Source organism: Paenibacillus xylanexedens (genome assembly GCF_001908275.1).
Taxonomy (GTDB): Bacteria; Bacillota; Bacilli; order Paenibacillales; family Paenibacillaceae; genus Paenibacillus; species Paenibacillus xylanexedens_A.
In genome coordinates, this window is sequence record NZ_CP018620.1 from 470,257 (window position 1) to 489,788 (window position 19,532).

Annotated in this window: 18 protein-coding genes; 3 read left to right on the top strand and 15 right to left on the bottom strand. The window is 47.5% G+C overall.

The genetic code is table 11. From position 1 onward, the window contains the following. Positions 1-12: 12 nt before the first annotated feature. The 7 genes from BS614_RS01905 to BS614_RS01935 form a co-directional block, all read right to left on the bottom strand. The gene (locus tag BS614_RS01905) at positions 13-1,068 is read right to left on the bottom strand and encodes a pectinesterase family protein (RefSeq protein WP_157116001.1); all 1,056 of its coding nucleotides are present in this window, start codon (positions 1,066-1,068) and stop codon (positions 13-15) included. Next, positions 1,065-2,177 (bottom strand): glycoside hydrolase family 88/105 protein, encoded by a 1,113-nt coding sequence (locus BS614_RS01910; RefSeq protein WP_074092751.1) that lies wholly within the window; start codon positions 2,175-2,177, stop codon positions 1,065-1,067. Before BS614_RS01910 ends, BS614_RS01905 begins: the two co-directional genes overlap by 4 nt. 26 nt (positions 2,178-2,203) lie before the next feature. Then, the gene (locus BS614_RS01915) at positions 2,204-3,181 is read right to left on the bottom strand and encodes a LacI family DNA-binding transcriptional regulator (protein ID WP_074096647.1); all 978 of its coding nucleotides are present in this window, start codon (positions 3,179-3,181) and stop codon (positions 2,204-2,206) included. A gap of 40 nt (positions 3,182-3,221) precedes the next feature. Then, positions 3,222-4,817 (bottom strand): extracellular solute-binding protein, encoded by a 1,596-nt coding sequence (locus tag BS614_RS01920; RefSeq protein ID WP_074092752.1) that lies wholly within the window; start codon positions 4,815-4,817, stop codon positions 3,222-3,224. Positions 4,818-4,885: 68 nt separating this feature from the next. Beyond that, positions 4,886-5,767 (bottom strand): carbohydrate ABC transporter permease, encoded by an 882-nt coding sequence (locus tag BS614_RS01925; RefSeq protein ID WP_036612222.1) that lies wholly within the window; start codon positions 5,765-5,767, stop codon positions 4,886-4,888. Between the two features lie 29 nt (positions 5,768-5,796). Continuing rightward, positions 5,797-6,714 (bottom strand): ABC transporter permease, encoded by a 918-nt coding sequence (locus BS614_RS01930; protein ID WP_244898253.1) that lies wholly within the window; start codon positions 6,712-6,714, stop codon positions 5,797-5,799. Positions 6,715-7,070: 356 nt separating this feature from the next. Next, positions 7,071-7,874 carry an AraC family transcriptional regulator gene (locus BS614_RS01935; protein WP_074092753.1) on the bottom strand — a complete coding sequence of 268 codons (804 nt, stop codon included), beginning with the start codon at positions 7,872-7,874 and terminating at the stop codon, positions 7,071-7,073. A 117-nt stretch (positions 7,875-7,991) separates the two neighbouring features. On the opposite strand from BS614_RS01935, the gene BS614_RS01940 reads away from it, so the two are divergent. Together BS614_RS01940 and BS614_RS01945 are read left to right on the top strand one after the other, a co-directional pair. Beyond that, positions 7,992-9,215 (top strand): MFS transporter, encoded by a 1,224-nt coding sequence (locus BS614_RS01940; protein ID WP_074092754.1) that lies wholly within the window; start codon positions 7,992-7,994, stop codon positions 9,213-9,215. A gap of 78 nt (positions 9,216-9,293) precedes the next feature. After that, entirely contained in the window at positions 9,294-10,076 is a 783-nt protein-coding gene (locus BS614_RS01945; protein WP_074092755.1) for an ABC transporter ATP-binding protein, read from the top strand. A 365-nt stretch (positions 10,077-10,441) separates the two neighbouring features. Here the strand turns inward: BS614_RS01945 and BS614_RS01950 are convergent, their stop codons facing one another. From BS614_RS01950 to BS614_RS01970, 5 genes are all read right to left on the bottom strand, one after another. Further along, entirely contained in the window at positions 10,442-11,005 is a 564-nt protein-coding gene (locus BS614_RS01950) for a class I SAM-dependent DNA methyltransferase (RefSeq protein WP_425320267.1), read from the bottom strand. A gap of 146 nt (positions 11,006-11,151) precedes the next feature. Further along, complete coding sequence (locus tag BS614_RS01955) at positions 11,152-12,447, bottom strand: glycosyltransferase family 2 protein (protein ID WP_074092756.1); 1,296 nt, start codon at positions 12,445-12,447, stop codon at positions 11,152-11,154. A 160-nt stretch (positions 12,448-12,607) separates the two neighbouring features. Beyond that, a complete protein-coding gene (locus BS614_RS01960; protein ID WP_036612242.1) occupies positions 12,608-13,483 on the bottom strand; it encodes a diguanylate cyclase domain-containing protein in 876 nt (291 codons plus the stop codon). A 112-nt stretch (positions 13,484-13,595) separates the two neighbouring features. Further along, complete coding sequence (locus tag BS614_RS01965) at positions 13,596-14,705, bottom strand: glycosyl hydrolase family 8 (protein ID WP_074092757.1); 1,110 nt, start codon at positions 14,703-14,705, stop codon at positions 13,596-13,598. Positions 14,706-14,806: 101 nt separating this feature from the next. Next, positions 14,807-15,247 carry a MarR family winged helix-turn-helix transcriptional regulator gene (locus BS614_RS01970; protein WP_074096649.1) on the bottom strand — a complete coding sequence of 147 codons (441 nt, stop codon included), beginning with the start codon at positions 15,245-15,247 and terminating at the stop codon, positions 14,807-14,809. Positions 15,248-15,459: 212 nt separating this feature from the next. Here BS614_RS01970 and BS614_RS01975 point away from each other — a divergent pair, with 212 nt between their 5' ends. Beyond that, positions 15,460-15,900, top strand: a complete 441-nt coding sequence (locus BS614_RS01975; protein WP_074092758.1) for a GNAT family N-acetyltransferase — start codon at positions 15,460-15,462, stop codon at positions 15,898-15,900. Positions 15,901-16,068: 168 nt separating this feature from the next. Here BS614_RS01975 and rlmN read toward each other — a convergent pair whose 3' ends face one another. The 3 genes from rlmN to greA form a co-directional block, all read right to left on the bottom strand. Continuing rightward, positions 16,069-17,163, bottom strand: coding sequence for a dual-specificity RNA methyltransferase RlmN (gene rlmN / locus BS614_RS01980; RefSeq protein ID WP_074092759.1), 1,095 nt, complete (start codon positions 17,161-17,163; stop codon positions 16,069-16,071). 179 nt (positions 17,164-17,342) lie between these two features. Then, positions 17,343-18,698, bottom strand: coding sequence for a sodium-dependent transporter (locus BS614_RS01985; protein ID WP_074092760.1), 1,356 nt, complete (start codon positions 18,696-18,698; stop codon positions 17,343-17,345). A 283-nt stretch (positions 18,699-18,981) separates the two neighbouring features. Next, on the bottom strand, positions 18,982-19,458 hold the full coding sequence (gene greA, locus BS614_RS01990; RefSeq protein ID WP_036612258.1) for a transcription elongation factor GreA: 477 nt from the start codon (positions 19,456-19,458) through the stop codon (positions 18,982-18,984). Between the last annotated feature and the right edge of the window lie 74 nt (positions 19,459-19,532).

Sequence of the window (19,532 nt, forward strand, 5' to 3'; positions counted from 1 at the left end):
ATCTTACCGCCGCTACTCCCCTCTCCCTTCAAAAGGCTGCCATCCATCCACCCCGGACAGAATCAGAGGTACAGTGTACTCGGCCGCTTCCTGTTCGGTCAGTATTTTGGCCCAAGGCACACGATCAGCAGCACCTCCGGCACCAGGCCCGGCGCTGTTGTATTCCGCATACTGTACGGTCTGCTCTGCATCTGTCTTGTTCCAGTTGTGCCATCCCTCTCGCTTCACATGAGCGCCGATCCAGCAGTTCAGAAAACAGACTTTGGCATGATGACGCCACGGTCTGCCCAGATACACCGACTGCGGCGGAGCATTGCTGGTCAGATCACAGTCCAGAAATACATAGCCGTAACGCACATCCTCCGGCGTAGAGGCTGCAGTAATCCAACCGTTCACTTGTCCATCCGCAGCCTCCGCTTCAGTCAGGCGATTCTTCGTAAAGATCTCGCAGCCCTTAAACACCACGGTAGCTGAGCCAAAAATAAAATCGATATCACCTTCGATGTAACATTCCTCGAAATACTGCCGCAGTTTGCGCCGCTCGGCACCATCGCGTGGCCCGCCAAAATAACTGCGATCCATGGGCTGCTCAGGCAGCGGGCCGGTGAAGATCGTATCCTGGTGACCGATCAAACGACAGCGGCGAAATGCCGCCCGGTCTCCATCCACATAAACGGCCAGCGCCTGACCAACCTGCTTGCCCGGCCCGGCAGCATTTACGAAGGAAATTCCCTCTGCCGTGAAATCATCGGCACCAATGAAAGCCGTATAGGAATGAAACGTATGATATGGCGAACCATCCGGGAACTTCTTGAGTGCATAATCATCATACGTAATGATCGTCTGCTCCGCCCCCTCACCAATCAGGTGGATGCCCGGCTTCTCCATATGCAGCTTCTCATGATAGACACCAGCCTTCACTCGAATTGGAACAGTTCCGATGCCATTCTCCGGCAGCGCATCAACTGCAGCCTGAATCGTCACATAATCCCCAGTCCCGTCTGAAGCAACAGTCAGACAGGGAGCCGATGATTCCAATGCTGTATCAGGCAATCTCTGCTGCGTCATGGCAATCGCTCCATTTCCAGCGCTGCTAGCAGAAGCGGAGCCACCCCCATAAAGGAATCGCTTACAACTGCTTCGCTTACATAGTAGTTGTACGAGCCATCCCGATCCAGGCTTAGTCCTGCACCATGACAGATCCCGTTTAACCGAACGCCGTCAGCCGTCTCCTCCACCAATCTGGAGGAGAGCCCCTGCCATCCTTTCTCCGCCGCAGCTCTGAAATGCGGCTCCAGATACCTTAGTCGCACACCCTTCGCAAGTGCATATACAAACATGCTTGACCCGGATGCTTCCAGATAGTTGCCTTTGCGGAAGCCCTGATCCAGCACCTGAAACCATAACCCACTCTCCTGCTCCTGCACGCGCACCAAAGCATGACACATCCGTTCAAAGATACCGATGATGGTTCCGCGCTTTGGATGATTCACGGGGAAATGCTCCACACTGTCCACAATCGCCATGGCATACCAGCCCATCGCCCGGCTCCAGAAGTGTGGCGAGCACCCTGTCGATGAATCTGCCCAGACCTGTTCCTTCGATTCATCCCAGCCATGATAGAGCAGTCCGGTCCGCGGATCACGGGTCTGGCGTTCGATCAGCAGAATCTGATGTGCCACTTCATCCCATAACTCGGGATGATGAAATGTCTTTGCATACTCGGACAAAAAGGGAGAGGACATATACAGGCCGTCCAGCCACATCTGGAATGGATAAATTTTTTTGTGCCAGAAGCCGCCCTCCGACGTGCGGGGTTGCCCTGCAAGTTGTGCTGCCAGGAGATGAGCCGCTTCTGAGTAACGCTGATCTTCAGCACCATCCAGTAATGCAAACAGGTTTTTCCCCTGATTAATCTGATCCAGATTATATTCTTCCAAAGTATAGGTGCCAATAGAGCCGTCGGGCTGGATATACAGGTCCATATGTTTTTTCATAAAATCAGCATACTCTTGCTTGCCATAATACTGCCCGGTTCGTGCCATCGCCATCAAGGTCATGCCTTCCACGTATGCCCATCGTCCCGAAGGGAACGCATGATAACCGTCCCCGTCACATTGCTGGATGATTGTTGCTGCAATTCGCTCAGACCAGGATAACTGTGTCTGTACCTGCATAAGCAATTCCTCCTTGAATGTTGTACTCACCTAATACATGTATGACTAACTGCTGTTGAATTGCGAAGGTTCAGCTTAGGCTGAATGACTACCGGAACATCGACCTGTTCATCACGGATTAACGATACAATCAGCTCTGCTGCCTGCACGGCCAGTTCATCCAGAGGCGGGCCAATTGTAGTCAAGGCCACTTCCGCATATTGCATATCCGGCAGATCATCATACCCGATTAACGAGATATCGCGTGGAACACTGTAACCTGCCTCAAGTAAAGCTCGTAGTGCACCTCGGGTGACCAGGTTGTTCAGTCCAATAAAAGCTGTCGGCGAATCCGCCCCAAACGCATGATTACGTATGGCAAAATACCCGTCTTCCCAGGAGGAATGCGCTGGCAGCACATGGTCTTCGTTAAAATCCAGACCCGTACGCTGCAACGCTTCCCGGTATCCCTCCAGTTTAATATTCTGGGAGTTGCCGATGAATCCGATTCGGCTGTGGCCCAGCGATTTCAGATGCTCCACTGCTTTGAACAGTCCTTCTTTGCGATCAATCTTGATGTAAGGAGAGTTCGGCGCTTCATCTGTACCCAACACAAAACATGGCATGTTGAGTGTTGCGAACTTTTTCCAGAACATCTCCCGATTGTCCAGTGCATAGTCCCACAGAATACATCCGTCCACGCGCAGCTGGCTGAAGACATCCACACCATCATCCGCCACAACCAGGATCATCTGATATCCCCGCTTCTTCAGCTCGGTATGCAGACGGCCGGAGATGTTCGAGAATAACGGATTGCTCAGCTCATCCAGCACAAAACCGATGATGTTGCTTCTACCGGTGGAGAGCTGCCGGGCCAGCATGTTTTTCCGATATTGATGTTTCTCCGCGACCGCAAGCACCTTCTGCTTTGTTGCCGGTTTGATTCGGGGATCATCATTCAGCGCCTTTGATACCGTGCTATAGCTCACCCCCGCCAGTTTGGCAATGTCTTTAATGGTTATCAAAATCAATCAACACCTCTCATACGCCTAAAACCCTAATTTCCTATTTCTGTGCAGATTTATAACGATCATATTGTGCCTGTCTGCCCGCAATAACCTGCTCTATATTCATCTTCTTCAACGTCTCAATATAACTGTCAAACTGGTCCAGACTGGCGTCCCCGCTAATAAACTTAAAGTTCATCTCTTCCACATATGTGGTGATGTCAGGCATCGCCATGCTTTCCACACTCGCTTCATCCGGCAGGGCATAGACAAACGGGAAAGGTTCGCGCACATACGGCTCCAGTTCCTTATCCATCTTCGCATGCCAAGGGGCTACGACGGAATCAGCAGAATCGGTGGATTGGATGTTCGGCAGATTCACCGGACCAATGCCAAGCTTCTGGATGTATTCATTGTCCTTGCCTTTGTCCGTGAATGTCTTCACGCCATTCTCTTCCGTATACGTGTCATCCTTGATGCCCCACGTATAATACGTCTGTGCTTCCTCACTTACGGCATAGTCCAGGAAACGGAAAGCAAGTTCGGGATTTTTACTATCACGTGTAATGCCAAAGATGCCACTCACTGGTGTACGTCCTACGTAGAACTGATCCCCATGCGGTCCTTTCAGTGGTAAAATGCCTTTGATGATTGGCTCTTCCGGATTGTAATCCTTGAACAACGGACTGTAGACCATCGACATATACCAGCTAAAATTAAACGTTGCTCCCGTCACATCCTGAGAGATGCGCGACGTGACCTGATCACTCGTGGTACTCGCATAATCCACCCCAAGCAGACCTTCCTTGTACAGTCCGTTCAGATAGGTCAAGTACTCCTTATAGGTAGGCTCATAATAGCTGAAATGTACTTTGCCCTGATCGTCTGCATAAAACTGGTTGGACAGATCAAGTCCAAATGCCGGGCCAAAGGCCATTGACACAAATTTTGCTTCCATGGACAGCGGAATCTCATCGGCTTTTCCGTTGCCGTTCGGGTCATCTGTCTTGAATTTGCGCAGCATCGCCGTGAATTCATCCAGCGTGGTCGGCTCGCTTAATCCCAGCTTATCAAGCCAGCGCACATTGACCATAAATACCGGCATGTAGTTGCGGGTTAACGTCTGCTGCGGGATATAATACATTTTACCATCTGGCGTTGTTAAACTGGCTTTGACCGAAGGCGACTTTTCATATATTTTTTTGAGATTCACGCCGTACTTCTCTACCAGTTCATTAATCGGAATGAATAGACCGCTGTTAATGTACTTCATCAGCTGATCCTGATCCGGCAGATACACGATATCGGGCAAGCCGGTACCGGCAGCCAGTCTCGGATTTACGGCATCCGCATAGTTCTGCGGCGGAATCAGATCCCAATCCACCGTCACACCAGCGTTGCTCTCAATTTTCTTCACGATGGCTGCGGTGGACAAGTCCACATTGGTCGTCCAAGCGTTGGTGCCGAGAATAGACAGCTTGGCATCCGGTTGATCCGTCACCGGCCCTGCTCCGGTATAATTGAAGGCTGGCTCCGAACTGGACGGGGTGCTCCCCGCATCGGTTCCCGCCCCTGTTCCGCCGCTACATCCCGCCAGGCTGATTGCCAGTATCGCTGCGATTACACTTTTTCTTCCTGCCCCTTTAAATCTCATCCATCATTCCTCCTTGGTATGAACCATTTTGAACTCCCTTGAATGACATGACACTTAAGTAAGTAAAGCTATCCTTTCACGGCTCCGAGGGTAATTCCCTTAACGAAGTATCGTTGGATAAACGGGTAGATCGTAACAATAGGCAGAATGCTGACCACAATGGATACATAACGAACCTGAAGGGAGGAGACCGCCAGCGCACCAGATGTCATCGTACCACCCATCTTCTGCATCACTTCCGGCGAAGCCATGATCAGCACTCTTCGCAGGAACATCTGTAAGGGCTGCATATCCTGTTTGCCCAGATATAATAGGGCCGTGAAAAAGTTGTTCCAGTGGAATACCGCATAGTACAGCGTGAGCACAGCCAGTGTTGGCTTAATGATCGGAACCGCCAGACGATACAGCATCGTCATCTCGTTGGCCCCGTCGATACTGGCACTTTCGAAAATTTCATTCGGAATGCCTTCGAAGGCCGAGCGGCAGATCATGACGTTAAACGTAATCACCAGCACAGGCAGCACCATAACCCAGCGAGTGTTGTACAGCCCAAGCGAGGTAATCAGCATGTAGACCGGAATGAGTCCACCTGAGAAATACATGGTGAAGGCGATGAAGAAATTCAGCTTGCGACGTAAGAAAAACTGCTGTCTGGATAATGGAAACGCCGCAAGACATGTTGCCACGATGTTCAACAGTGTGCCTACCACGGTGTACCAGAGGGTGTTGTAGAACGAAACCCACAACTCCTTGTATTGCAGTACCATTTGGTAACCTGACAGGGTAAATCCAACGGGCCACAATACAACTTTTTGTTTGTCGATGGCATCCACCGAGCTGAATGAAATACTAATGACGTACAGAAAGGGATACAACGTGACAACAACCGCCAGTATGGTCAGCAGGTAGACACATCCGTAGAACAAACGGTCACTTCTCGATTTTTGCATACAGGTCTCCTTTGGTCCGGGTTATAGTCTTACCAGAGTGACATCTTGGTCAGGCGGCGGGTCATGGAATTGGCAGCAAACACAAGGACAAAGGTGATCACGGAGTTGAACAAGCCGACCGCTGTGGCGAAGCCGTAATTCTGGCCCTCAATCCCCATCCGGTATACATAGGTGGACAGGACATCCGCCGTTTCATAGGTGGCTCCGTTGTAGAGCAGATATACTTTCTCGAAACCTACACTCATAATGCCGCCAAGCGACAGGAGCAGAAGAATGACAATGGTTGGTTTGATACTGGGAAGGGTCAGGTGCCATAACTCCTGGAATTTGTTGACGCCGTCAATTTTGCCGGAATCATACATCTCGGGGTCGATCCCCATAATGGCTGCAATGTAGATGATGGAGCTGAAGCCAAAGCTCTGCCAGATGTCGGAACTCGTGAATATGGTGCGGAACCAGCTCGCATCCATCATAAAGTTCACTTTTTCCATGCCAAGACTCGCGATGAGGGTGTTCACGATACCGTCTGTTGGTGACAGGAAGTTAATAATCATGCCAGCTACAACAACAGTGGAGATGAAGTGAGGAAGGTACGTAACCGTCTGGGCAAATCGCTTGAATGTCCGGTTCTTGATCTCTACGATGCAGACAGCGAATAAAATCGGAATGGAGAAACCAAACAGGAGCGGCAGGAAGGCGAGCAAAAATGTGTTACGCAGCAGTCGCCAGAAGTAGATGGAATTCACGAACTGGTCGAACCAGCGCAGTCCCACCCACTCCCCGCTGAGCATGCCCTGCCCCGGCAGAAAATTACGAAATGCCAACAGCACGCCAGGCATCGGAAGGTACATGAAGATGAGGTAATACAGAAAGATAGGCGAAAACATCAGTAGCAAATACTTATCCCGTCTGATCAGGCTGAACAGCGTGGACATGCGTTTTTTCAACGTGAAACACTCCCCTTCGCTACATAATTACAACGTTTGAATTTTTAAATAAAAAAGAATTGTCATTTCACTGACGTATTTGTTATTCATTTCATTCACACTTTGTAACAACCTATATTATTCTGCATAATAACAATATATTAGCTTGAATTAGTCCCCCTCACACCGTATTTCTTTCTTTTCAATACTTGTCATAATCATAATTACAACGTTGTAATTTTAACCTAAATGTATACGCTTACATAAACTTTTTCCCATCTTAGCAAACTCTTCAATGTTTGGCAACAACAAAAATGAGTGGCATGCTGTAACGTACTAAAATACAGTCTCGCATATGCGAGACTGCCCGTTAAAATCTAAATGTGATTCCGATATTCCATCGGTGTCATAACATACACTCGCTGAAAGGCTCTGTAAAACTGACTGACGCTGGAAAACCCCAGTTCATAACTGATTGTGGTCACTGAATCTGTTGTATGGCGAAGCCTCTTGGACGCTTCTTCTACGCGCAAATTCAGCAAATATTGATACGGTGTTGTTCCCGTAAGAGCTTTGAAAGAACGCATAAAATGATACCGGCTCTGATGCGCAACCATCGCCATCGAATCAATATCCATTGGGCTTGTATAGGCACTGTGAATGTAATCCAACACTCGTTGGAGATGAGGGTCAATGAATGTACCGTGATCCACAGTCCCTTTACCATTTTCCTGCCCCGTCAACGTGCGTCTTAGATACGTCTCGACCGCCAGCTCGGTTTCCTGCACTTGCAGCAAGTCGGGCACGTCATCCAACAAAATGGAATTCCAGCTTCGAAATAGACTGCTGATCTCAGAAGGATCAAAAGTCTGGGTAGGTCGAAACTCAGCTCGCCCCCCACTTAACTCCGCCCCTTCTAAACTACCTAATGGTGGTTTACGGAATTTGATCACAATGACAGCCGAATCCGACCCTATCTCAAAATAATGCTCCGTCTGGGGATGAGCAATAATCCCTATGCCTGCTTTTAGCGGGTATGCATGCCGTTCCTGTACCAGATGACATTGACCTCTGACCGGCAGCGTTAGCTGATACCAGTCGTCATGTACATGCGGCTCATTCGCAAACCCTCCGGTAGCTTTCCATAATTCCAACCCATTTAGCGTCATGTTTAATTCCATCGTTTGCTCACCTGCTGACATTATAGCAAATCGTGCTCACTTTCCAAGCACTTTTCACAAAGACATGATCTGCTCCCATCTTTTATCATAGAAAAAAATAATTCGAGGTGATCTCCCATGGCTCAGGCCACTTTAAGCAAAATGCAAATCAACTCCTCCGCCAATTGGGCACTTGCCGGAGTCAGCTTCGCCCACCTGCTGAATGATGCGATGCAGACAGTGGTTCCGTCTGCTTTCCCGCTATTCCAGCAGACCATGCAGCTCAGTTTCGCCCAGATGGGCTGGATTGCCTTCACCCTGAATATTACCGCATCCGTCCTTCAGCCACTGGTCGGTTATATGTCAGACCGGAAGCCAATGCCGATCCTGCTTCCCGGAGGCATGTTATTCTCCCTGATCGGTGTTCTCGGCTTAGCCTTGTCTTCCGAGTTATGGATGCTGCTTGTTTCGGCAGCATTGATTGGCATAGGCTCATCCATCCTCCACCCCGAATCCTCACGCGTGGCTCATATGGCGGCTGGCCGTGGACGAGGAATGGCGCAGTCAATCTTCCAGGTGGGAGGCAACACGGGACAGGCCATTGCTCCATTACTGGTCGCCTTCATCCTGCTGCCACATGGGCAGCGTAGTTTTCTATGGCTGATGGGCTTTGCCCTGATCGGCATCTTTATTCAGTCTTTTGTCAGTCGTTGGTACAGAGACAAGCTTGCCGAGACTCGCATTCGTCAGCAACGCCCTCTAAAATCAAGTGGCGCAGAGCCAGCAGCTCGGCCTGTGAGCAGGGGATTCATCGCTTTTACAATGGGAATTCTCATCCTGCTGCTGTTCTCCAAATTCGTATATATTGCTGGTATGACCGGATATTACACCTTCTATTACGCCGATGCATATGACTTGCCTCTCTCCCAGGCACAGATCTGTCTATTTGTTCTGCAATTTGCAGGCATGGTCGGAACCTTGCTCGGTGGCCCACTCGCTGATCGCTATGGACGTAAACCGATGATCTGGTTCTCCATTGCAGGCACTGCACCGTTTTCCCTACTACTACCTTATGCGGGCCCCGTCCTGTCGATGGTGTTGTGCGGAATGATTGGACTAATCCTGATGTCCGGCTTCAGCGTCATCATTGTTTATGCACAGGAATTGCTTCCTCGTCATATTGGAACGGTATCCGGATTGTTTTTTGGCCTGTCGTTTGGCATGGCTGGACTTGGCTCGGTTGTGTTAGGTTCCTTAATTGACGTGACTAGCATTGCGTTTGTTATCAAGTTATGTTCTTTTTTGCCACTGCTTGGTGTGTGTGCTGTATTTCTGCGCAAGGACCAACCAAGAACAGCGTGATAACCGTTGAAACCTCACTGATTTTGTGACTACAATACATCTAGGACACTCGAGGATAACAGAAGGGAGGAATAACGCATGATTATTGATGTACAGCATGTCACTTGGAAAAGGGGACCCCTTACCCTGCTGAACGATGTAAGCTGGCAAGTTAATGACGGTGAACACTGGGCGTTGCTTGGCCTGAATGGCTCCGGAAAAACAACACTCCTGAACATGATCACCGGATATCTCTGGCCGACCGAAGGCAAGATATCCGTGTTAGGCCATGAATATGGTGATGTGGATCTGAGACAGCTTCGCAAATCCATTGGCTGGGTCAGTTCATCTCTGCAAGAGAAATTGCATGGCACAGACCGCACACAGTATGTCGTGATCAGCGGCAAACACGCCACCATTGGCCTGTATGACAAGCTGTCAGATGATGATCTGGATCAGGCACAGGAATTGATGCAAACGCTGGGTTGTCAGCACCTGTGGGATCGCGAATATCGTACCTGCTCTCAAGGCGAGAAACAGAAACTTCTCATTGCCCGAGCACTGATGGCCAATCCGCGCGTACTCATTCTGGACGAGCCTTGCAATGGACTGGATCTGTTCTCAAGAGAGCGACTGCTGGATAGCATCCGTGAACTATCACAGCGTCCAGATACCCCGTCACTCATCTATGTCACCCATCATACCGAGGAAATATTGCCTGTCTTTAGTCACAGCCTCCTGCTTCGCCGGGGTGAAATAGTCCATAGCGGATTAACTAACAATCTGATGAACACGGAAGTGCTGAGTAACTTCTTCGAGGCACCTGTTGAAGTGGATCGGCACGGAGAACGTGTCTATGTCAGAGCTGCGGCGGACTCATAATTGCGGGGTTATACACAGCAAAAGTAGCATAGGTGTAGAAACATAACAGTAAAAAGCCCAAAATCTTATCCACATGTGGATAGATTTTGGGCTTTTTACTGCTATATCTAGTGTTATCCACCGTTTTCTGTGTAGAACTTTCTAATTTATGAGTATAACTTTACGGTTTCATCTATTTATCTATACGTTTTACCACTATCCTATTTCCGCACACCTAAAAACAGAAATAGCGGAATGCGTTGCCTGCGCAGATAGGTTTCCTCGTTTACAAAATAAGCACGTTGTGGTGCTGACTCGCGCAAATGTTCTACACGGAACCCTGTCCGCTGCAATGCCATAAAGTATGATTCAATGGACCGGTGCATCTATTTCACAGAACCGCCCAGCCACTGCTGCTCCCGATATCCTTCTACAAAATACTGATCAACCACCCAATCCGTTCGAGTCCCGGAGGGTTGCAGACTGGACGTGATCACAGGATGTTCTACCGAAAATATGAATGTCCCGTTCTCTTTCAAAGTATTGTATATGTTGCGGAACAGGCTCTCCACATCTTCAATATAGTGAACAGCCAGTCTCGATATAACCAGATCGTACACTCCGGTCGGGTAGGTCCAGTCTTCCATGAATGCCTGTTCAATCTGTGCATTCGTGCCTTTAACCGATTCGTTAGCTGCCCGCACCATATTCAGTGAACCTTCAACTCCCGTGTAAGTTGTACCCTCTTGACCAGAACGGAGCAATTCTACGCAAAACCTCGCATCCCCGCAGCCAAGATCCAGTATGCTCTTGCCCGCAACGTCTCCGATCAGCTCTAGCATAACGGGTTTCTCTAACGTATCATTGGCATTCTCCTGCCACTGGCGGCGTTCCATATACTTCTCAAAGTTTTCCTCATTATCGTAAAACTCAGGTCCCCTGTAGCCCATTCCACACGCCTCCGTTTCCTTTATGCAACGTTCAATATGTACAGCCTGAAAGAGTATACATAATGCCAACCAATCTTTCCATAGTAAAAAAGACTGCCTTCTGAACGAATCCAGAAAACAGCCCTTCATTTATAAGTTGATGTTTCTCAGCCAAAACGCTGCGTTTTGTACCATTTGGTTTCTCTCCGGAATAGCTTATCTCCAATAAGCGAGATAAATGCTTTGACGGATATGACCAGAAATAACTGGGCATATGTGAAATAGGAGAGGCAGGCCACAATAAAATTCTGCGTATTGCTTTGCCCAATATCTGCTGAGAGTGCGAGATTAATTTGTAGTACATAAATGTAGTACATTAATGCCCATGCTATTACGAGATACACGTAAACATCCCCTGAGAACTGGAAGGGAGAAATGACATTCGGATTAAATAATGCAATAACCTGATACACTAGATTCGAGACAAAAATAATATCCGATACAATAATAGCGATCATAAACCAGAAATAACTTGCAGCATAGTACAGAACATGCAGTTTAATTCTCCAGCTAGTACGGTCAAATAAATGCTTCACATTGTCGATAACAACCTGGTAATTTCCCTTGGACCAGCGCTGGCGCTGTTTCATATATACCGATAATTGCTCAGGTTCCTGCTGGTAAGCCTCTGCTTGTGGCGCTAATGCAATAAGCTGACCCCGAGTAAGAATATCAAACGACACGGCCGTATCTTCCGTGATCGCATCAGGGTCCCATCCACCAATCTCACGGATCAGTGCTGCCTTGATAATATAGTTCGTACCAGGAATCGTGCCCAGTTTGAATAACTCCCATAGCCCCGTATGGTGAACACGTTGGACCGTTACAAGTTCCAGATTAATGCAACGGGAGAGAAAATTCTGACCCCGATTACGAGCTTTGTTTCGACCAAATACAGCACCATACTTCTCCGGGTTTTCCAATGCTTTTTGTGTCAAAAACATCAATGCATTCCGCTCAGGCGCCGCATCTGCGTCATAGATACATATCCATTCTCCCCACGCCAGTTTAAGGCCATCATTCAAAGCTCCCGACTTCCCACCTGTACCGGTACGCTCCAGAATGGTAAAGTCACGATCTGCATAACTCGTCTTGGCCTTGAGTTCCTTCAGGCGCTCTGCTGTATTATCTGTACAATTATCTGCAATAACAATAACTTGAACTTTATGCTCAGGGTAGTTCAGACGCAATATATGCTCAACGGTAGACACGATAACTACCCCTTCATTATGCGCAGGCACCATGACAGTCACAGTGGGGTAATCATCCATACTTTCAGGAATTTGAATTCCCTTTTTTTCTTGTTTGTTAATGAAACGAATAGCTCCAGCCATAATGACAATCGACTCGGTGACGGATATCCAAATACTGAGGATGGACATCAACAGCAGGAAATCAGCCATTCAATTTCCTCCGATCATATTTCCTGTTAATTTTCCCTCGAAAACGAAGAGTCGCAAAGGTTAATATAAGAATCGTAATGGCAAAGAAACTGCTAACTACAATACATAATGGAACAAACCATGTTAAATAATTCACAGAAATACTCCTCCCCCATAGCATCTAGATGTATTCACCAATGAGATCTGTCTCTGTGTTCCGTTCCAGTGCCGCAATAACAGCATCGATATCCTCATACTTACTGAATTGTTCCTTCTGAAATACCAGTGCACCCGATCGAATAACCGTCTGCAACTCATTTCCCTTTTTATCGATGATTTGCAGATCCATCATGGCTTTTTTGATCCGTTGTGTCAGGATGGGCAGGTACTCCACATTGGTCATTGGACAGATAATCACAAAACGTCCTCGATCCACAAAAAATTTATAATCCTCAAACCGAATCTGCTTCTGTATGGTAGTGGATAGTTCAAGAAGGAACTGTGCATAACGTACGGAACCGAGTGATTCCAGTACCAACGGCAAAAACTCGATCTTGAACATCGCCATGCTGAATCCATATTGCTCCGAATAACGTCTGGCTAGATTACTTTGCTTAACAAGCGTATCCGCAAGTGCATCCTTATTGCCCAGAGAGGTATCCAGATCAATCTCCGGATTACGCTCCTGAAGCTCCTGCAGACGCTCCATGACACGCGCATTGCGCACAAGACTTGCCTTGATAAAAGCAGCCACAGCCACATTGGCTGGAATGAGCAGCCACCAAGAGAACGTAAGTACACTTACATCCGCGTAGGTAACAAGCCATACAAAATAAGAGACCAGATAGATAAATCCGGCGACGACAGATACCCCGACAGGTATCACAAAACCCAGGATCAGCGCTCCAAGCGACACAATGCTAAACACCACATCCAGTGTAGTATAACTCTGATTCATATAAATCTTAAGATAGACAACGAGCTGCTGGATTACGGCTAATCCAATCAAACTCGCATATCCCCATGCAATACGAAGGATGGGTGCTTTATTCCTCATAGGTTTCTTCTCTCCAGTAGATTGGTTAGTGATATTTCGAGTAAACAATATATGACATGAATAGACAAACATCATGTTAACACATTGTTGAATATATTAAATGACATTTTTATTACTTTTTAAGTAACTTTTGTAATTCAGTCTCCCCAAGCAAAGGAAACAGGTTATCAAACATATGTGTGTTTCCACTAAATACATATCCGCCTGGATAACTGGCGTCCAGACTACGCATGCTGATCATATGCTTATACAGCTGTTTCGCCCATTTTGGATCACCTGACTGAACCGCAAGCAGCATCGCGAGTCCATATACGGATGGAGATTGGTAAGATACCGCAGGTGTGCGAGTACTACGCTTATATTGTCCCGGCAGCTGATGACGGGTATTGAATTCTTTTTTCAAAAAAGCAATGAGCTTGTCCGGTTTGCGGCTGGTCGCAGTTAGATGGTTCGCTACGATCAGCTGATCAATCAGATTCACTGTGTCATCATATGTATACTCTTTCGTCCCCACATTGAATGTTTTCGGATAAAATATCCCGTCATCCGGCATACTCTTCAACATGGATTCGTACTTGGCATATGTGCCCGGCTCCAGCATTTCATGCTTCTCCATTAATTGGAGAGACGGTAGATCCACATAAACCAGGCTTAACATATCCGCGGAGTAACCGTTGCCAAAATCGTGAAAATCAACATAATATCCTTTATTCTGAACCGACTGCGTCAGTGTACGGGAAATATCCGAGGCCGTTGCCAGTTTGGCTTCTCTTCCCTGTTGCCATTGATCTGCTGCCTTTAATAAGGCACCGACAATTCGGAAATCATCACCGAGCGCGTTGGTGGTCACGTGAGATTTTCCCTCAGCATCCAGCTTCCAGGCAATATATTTTTGCGGCATGAGGAAATAGGTCGTCAGCAGCTCATAGCTTTGCTCAAATAACGCCTGATCGTTCTTGGCCACAGCATATTGCATCCAAAGACCAAGTGATTCAGATAAAACCTCTCTGCCTGCTACGATATCCGCTTTTTCGGATGTGGCATCCTGCAAATAGGACGCAAGTAAACCATTGGGATTGGTCATATGATCTTGTACAAAGGATACTGTAGGGGATAATTCATTCATCACGAACCGCTCCTTCATGAAAATAATGAACGCTGCTGCAATACTGACCACCAATATGACCAACCACGTTACTGTTTTCCGGTTCATTCTCTTCATGATTCCCTCCTGTACTTTTGCTATTGTGAGATAATGACTCTGCTCCTTGAGATCGGTTCGGCTAGGGTCTGAGATGTAGGGGTCAAGGATAGAGGTATTGTTCATTCTAAGATATCCATGTAGGACCGCCGGCCGCCCTTTTTGACAAATTTCCAGTCTACCTCGATGTTGTGGCGCATTCGGCGGAGAAGCTTAACCGTTGTCTCTATCTCTTCATCCGTAAAGCCGTCCAGCGTCACCTGGTCGGAATGCTCGCCCTCTTTACGAATGAATTCCCATGCTTTCAGGCCAGCTTCTGTCGGATATAACAACTTGTTCTTCTTATTGTCTATTGCCGACTGTTTGACAATAAATCCATCGGATTCGAGTTTGCTAATCGCTCTGGCCGCTGTCGTTCGATCTACTTTGATTAGTTCAGCCAGCTGGTTGGGAATAATGCCCGGATTCTCACATATGCGATAAAGATACAGATATTGGCCTCGGGACAAGTTCAGATGTTGAAATTCGACATTGCTGATCGAATCCAGACAGCGGGCAATCATGCCAATTTCACGCAACACTTCTTTTTTATCAGTCAATGCGCTCACGTCCTTTTATAAAATTGTTGCATTCACAACATAAATAGTGATATAACTACAGTTAAATTGGATTAAATTTTAACCATGATACTCACATGGAACGGCTGCAATGATTATGCTATATACCAGTTTATCATGCCCGGATATGATTACTATCGTCCAAAGGAGAAACATTCATGAATACAACGATTGTTGAAGTTACTAATCAGGAATTGCTCGATGCCTGCTTCGCCATTCGTACTGCTATTTTCGTCGAAGAACAAGGCGTACCCGCAGAGGATGAATTCGACGCTTATGATGCATTAGACGCGGACGCGCGCCACATTCTGCTCTACGTAGATGGTGTACCGGCTGCCTCCTCCAGACTGCGCATTGTGGAACAGGTCGCCAAATTGGAACGGATCTGTGTCATGCTTGATTACCGCAAACACGGCCTGGGCCGTGTGCTGATCGACAAGCTGGAGCAAATGGCTGTTGCTGATGGTCTTGAGAAAGCCAAGCTGCACGCACAGGTACAAGCTTCCGGGTTCTACGAACGTCTCGGATATGAACCCGCGTCTGAAGTATTTATGGAAGATGGCATTCCCCATCTGCTGATGACCAAAAAACTGAAATAATGACACCAAAAAACGCCTCCGTTATCACTTCTCAGTGATATACAGAGGCGTTTTACATTCAGGCAACGCATTCGCGAACTCAACAACGATAAATGGCACGTACAAAGTACAGGCACTGATTTATAACAACCAAGTATCCTAACTTATTTGCCAGATCCGCGTTGTATCTTATCCCAGTGCCAGACGGCCTGGCTCAGATTCGGCAGTGTTGTTCTTCATTTGTTTACTGCGCAACTGTCCGCAAGCGGCATCGATATCCGTACCATGTTCCATACGTACAGTGGAGTTGATGTTGTTCTTTTTGAGCATATCATAGAAGCCCAGAATCGATTCTTCTGTACTCCGTTGATACTGACTGTGCTCATCCACCGGGTTGTATGGGATCAGATTCACACTGACCATACTTCTGCGACTGGACAACAGTTCAGCGAGCTCCGCGGCATGCTCACGTTGATCATTAACATCACGTAACAGGATGTACTCAAACATGATGCGTTTGTTCGTTGTAGCCAGATAATAATCCACCGCATCCATCAATTGCTCAATCGGGAAAGCCCGGTTGATCTTCATGATATGTGTACGCAGTTCATTGTTCGGTGCATGCAGAGAGATCGCCAAGTTAACCTGCAGACTGCTGTCTGCAAATTCCTTGATTTTGTCCGGAAGGCCACTCGTGGACACAGTAATCCGTTTGGCGGCAAGTGCCAGTCCTTTGCGATCCTTGATGACTTCGATGAAATCACTCATGTGCTGGAAGTTGTCGAATGGTTCGCCAATCCCCATCACAACCACGTTGGTTACCCGCTCGTCTTGACCCGCTGCATCCAGATGCCGCTGCACATGCATAATCTGTTCTACAATCTCTCCAGCGGTCAGGTCACGGCTCTTCTTGATCAGACCGCTCGCACAGAAGCTACAGCCAATGTTACAACCCACTTGTGTGGTCACACAGACGGTAAGTCCGTATTTTTGCCGCATCAATACGGTCTCAATCAGATTGCCGTCCTGCATTCGAAGCAGAAACTTCACGGTACCATCTGTCGATTCCTGCTTCACATGTTCGCTCAGCGAGTTCATTGTGAAATGCTCGGAGAGAACGTCCAGACATTCCTGACGGACATCGGACATCGCGGGGAAATCGTGTACACGCTCCTGATATAACCATTCCCAGATCCGGGAAGCACGGGATTTTTTCTGCCCATGCTCCGGTAGCCAGGAACGTAATTGCTCTAATGTTAATCCATATATGGATGATTTGTTCATTGTATAATCCTCTTTTCGCAAAAAAGCATATGGCTTATCGGTCCTACCCAAAAAACCTCTACTCCGTATTGTCCCAAAATTGTCGAGGGAAAACAAGGGCTTTTGCATTTCTTCCAAGAGGTTTTATCCATGGTAAATCTGCACAACAGACCATATTTCACCCTAACGGGCCTTCACCATTAGAAGTGAATGATACCGGATGTGTGCAGTAGAACCAGCAAAACCAGGATCGGAGCTACGTAACGCAACATGAACAGCCACACCCGGAACCATCCGGAACGCAGACCGGAAGCTTCAGCAGCCGTTTTCCAGAAGTATCCGGCAAAAATCGTTACAAGCAGTCCACCTACAGGCAGCAGGATGTTGGATGCTACAAAGTCCATCCAGTCGAACACACTCTTCGATCCAATCGTCCATTCAGGCAGCAAGCCGAGCGACAATACAGAAGGAAGTCCTACGATGAAGACCGCGAGTGATATAACCCATACCGCACGACTGCGGCTCCAGGACAAACGTTCCATGAAATATTTCACCGGAACTTCCAGCAAGGATACTGCTGACGTTAATGCCGCAATAGCCAGCAGGATGAAGAACAGTCCGCCAAACAAGAAGCCAAGTGGCATCGCCGAGAAGGCCGCCGGAAGAGCCACGAAGATCAGTGACGGTCCTTGGTCCGGTGCAATACCAAACGAGAATGTTGTTGGGAAGATGATCAGACCCGCAATGAATGCATAGATCAGGTCACCTGCACCAACGGCGACGGTTGCCGCACCGAGGGATTGATTTTTATCGACATACGAACCATAGGTTACAAGGATACCCATCCCGAGTGACAGGGAGAAGAAGGCATGTCCAAGCGCTACCAGTGCTGATTCGGTTGTAAGCTGCGAGAAGTCCGGATTCAGGAAGAAGGATACCCCAGCACCTGCACCCGGCAATGTAACTGCACGAATCATCAGGATAATGAGCAGTACCAACATTGCTGGAATCAGTACCTTGTTGAACTTCTCGATTCCGTTAGATACCCCTTTGGCAACAATCCAGCCTGTAATCAGAACCGAAACCAGTTGCCACACAATCGGCATATAACCGCCTATGAAGGAATTGAATTGTCCCGCATAATCCGGATTGTTAAACAATGTTCCACTGAATGACGTAATTGCATATTGCAAGGTCCAGCCAGCAATAATGACATAAAAAGAAAGGATGATAAAAGGAGTCAGTACTTGCAGCAAACCGGCTGCGAGCCAGCCCTTATGTCCACCTGCTTTGATAAAAGCAGTAGCTGCACTACCTCTGCCACTGCGACCAATCGCAAGTTCCGCCAGTAGCACCGGCAGACCAATCAGCAGCAAACAGACGATGAAGAGCAGGAAAAACGCAGCCCCTCCGTTCTCACCCGTAATGTACGGGAATTTCCACATGTTGCCCAGACCAACCGAACTACCAATGGCCGCCAGGATAAATCCAGCTTGGGAGAAACGTTCTCCTTTGCCAGCGTTGTCTTGATCTAGATTAGGCTTACTAAAATTCATCGTATCTACTCCATCACTTTAAAGTTTTCCCGTAATTATATACTACTCAACTTGTCAGGTCATTCGAAATTCGAAATTTGTCGAAATGTTATTTTTTTACATATAAAACACACGGAAATCTTCATCTCATAAGTTCCTTAAACACAGTATGTGATAAAGTCCGTTAGTCCAACCGTATGAAGTTTCAACAAATCCGTATTCCCAACCGTTCAAAACCCAATAGAATCAAAAAGAGGTGTCCCCTCAGCCATTTGGATGACTGCGGAGCACCTCTCTTTTTGAATTACACTTTAATTTGAAGTAACTCGTACTTGATAACGCCCATCGGAGCATTGACATGAATGACGCTGCCCACTTCTTTGCCCATTATCTCTTTGCCCAGCGGGCTCTCGTACGAAATTTTATTATCCGCAACATCGGCCTCGGCAGGGCCAACCACTTTATATTCAATCTTCTCGGCGAACTCAATGTCATTAAGCAACACCGTCGATCCAATGCTCACTTTGTTGGAGTCTATATTGTCTGAAGAAATGACTCTTGCTTTTGTCAGCATCTTCTCCAAGATCAAAATTCGGGTCTCCATAAAGGCCTGATCATCTTTGGCTGAATGATACTCACTATTTTCCTTCAGGTCACCGTAACTGATCGCGAGTTTCAGACGAGCTGCCAATTCCTTACGCTTCACCGTCTTCAAATCCTTCAGTTCGTCCTCCAGCTTTTCCAAGCCTTCCTGTGTCAAAATCACTTCATCATTAGCCATTTTTCCATCTCCTAATCCTGCTATCTATCTATATTCTAACCTATATCCACTCCAAAGGGTTAGCATACCCCGGA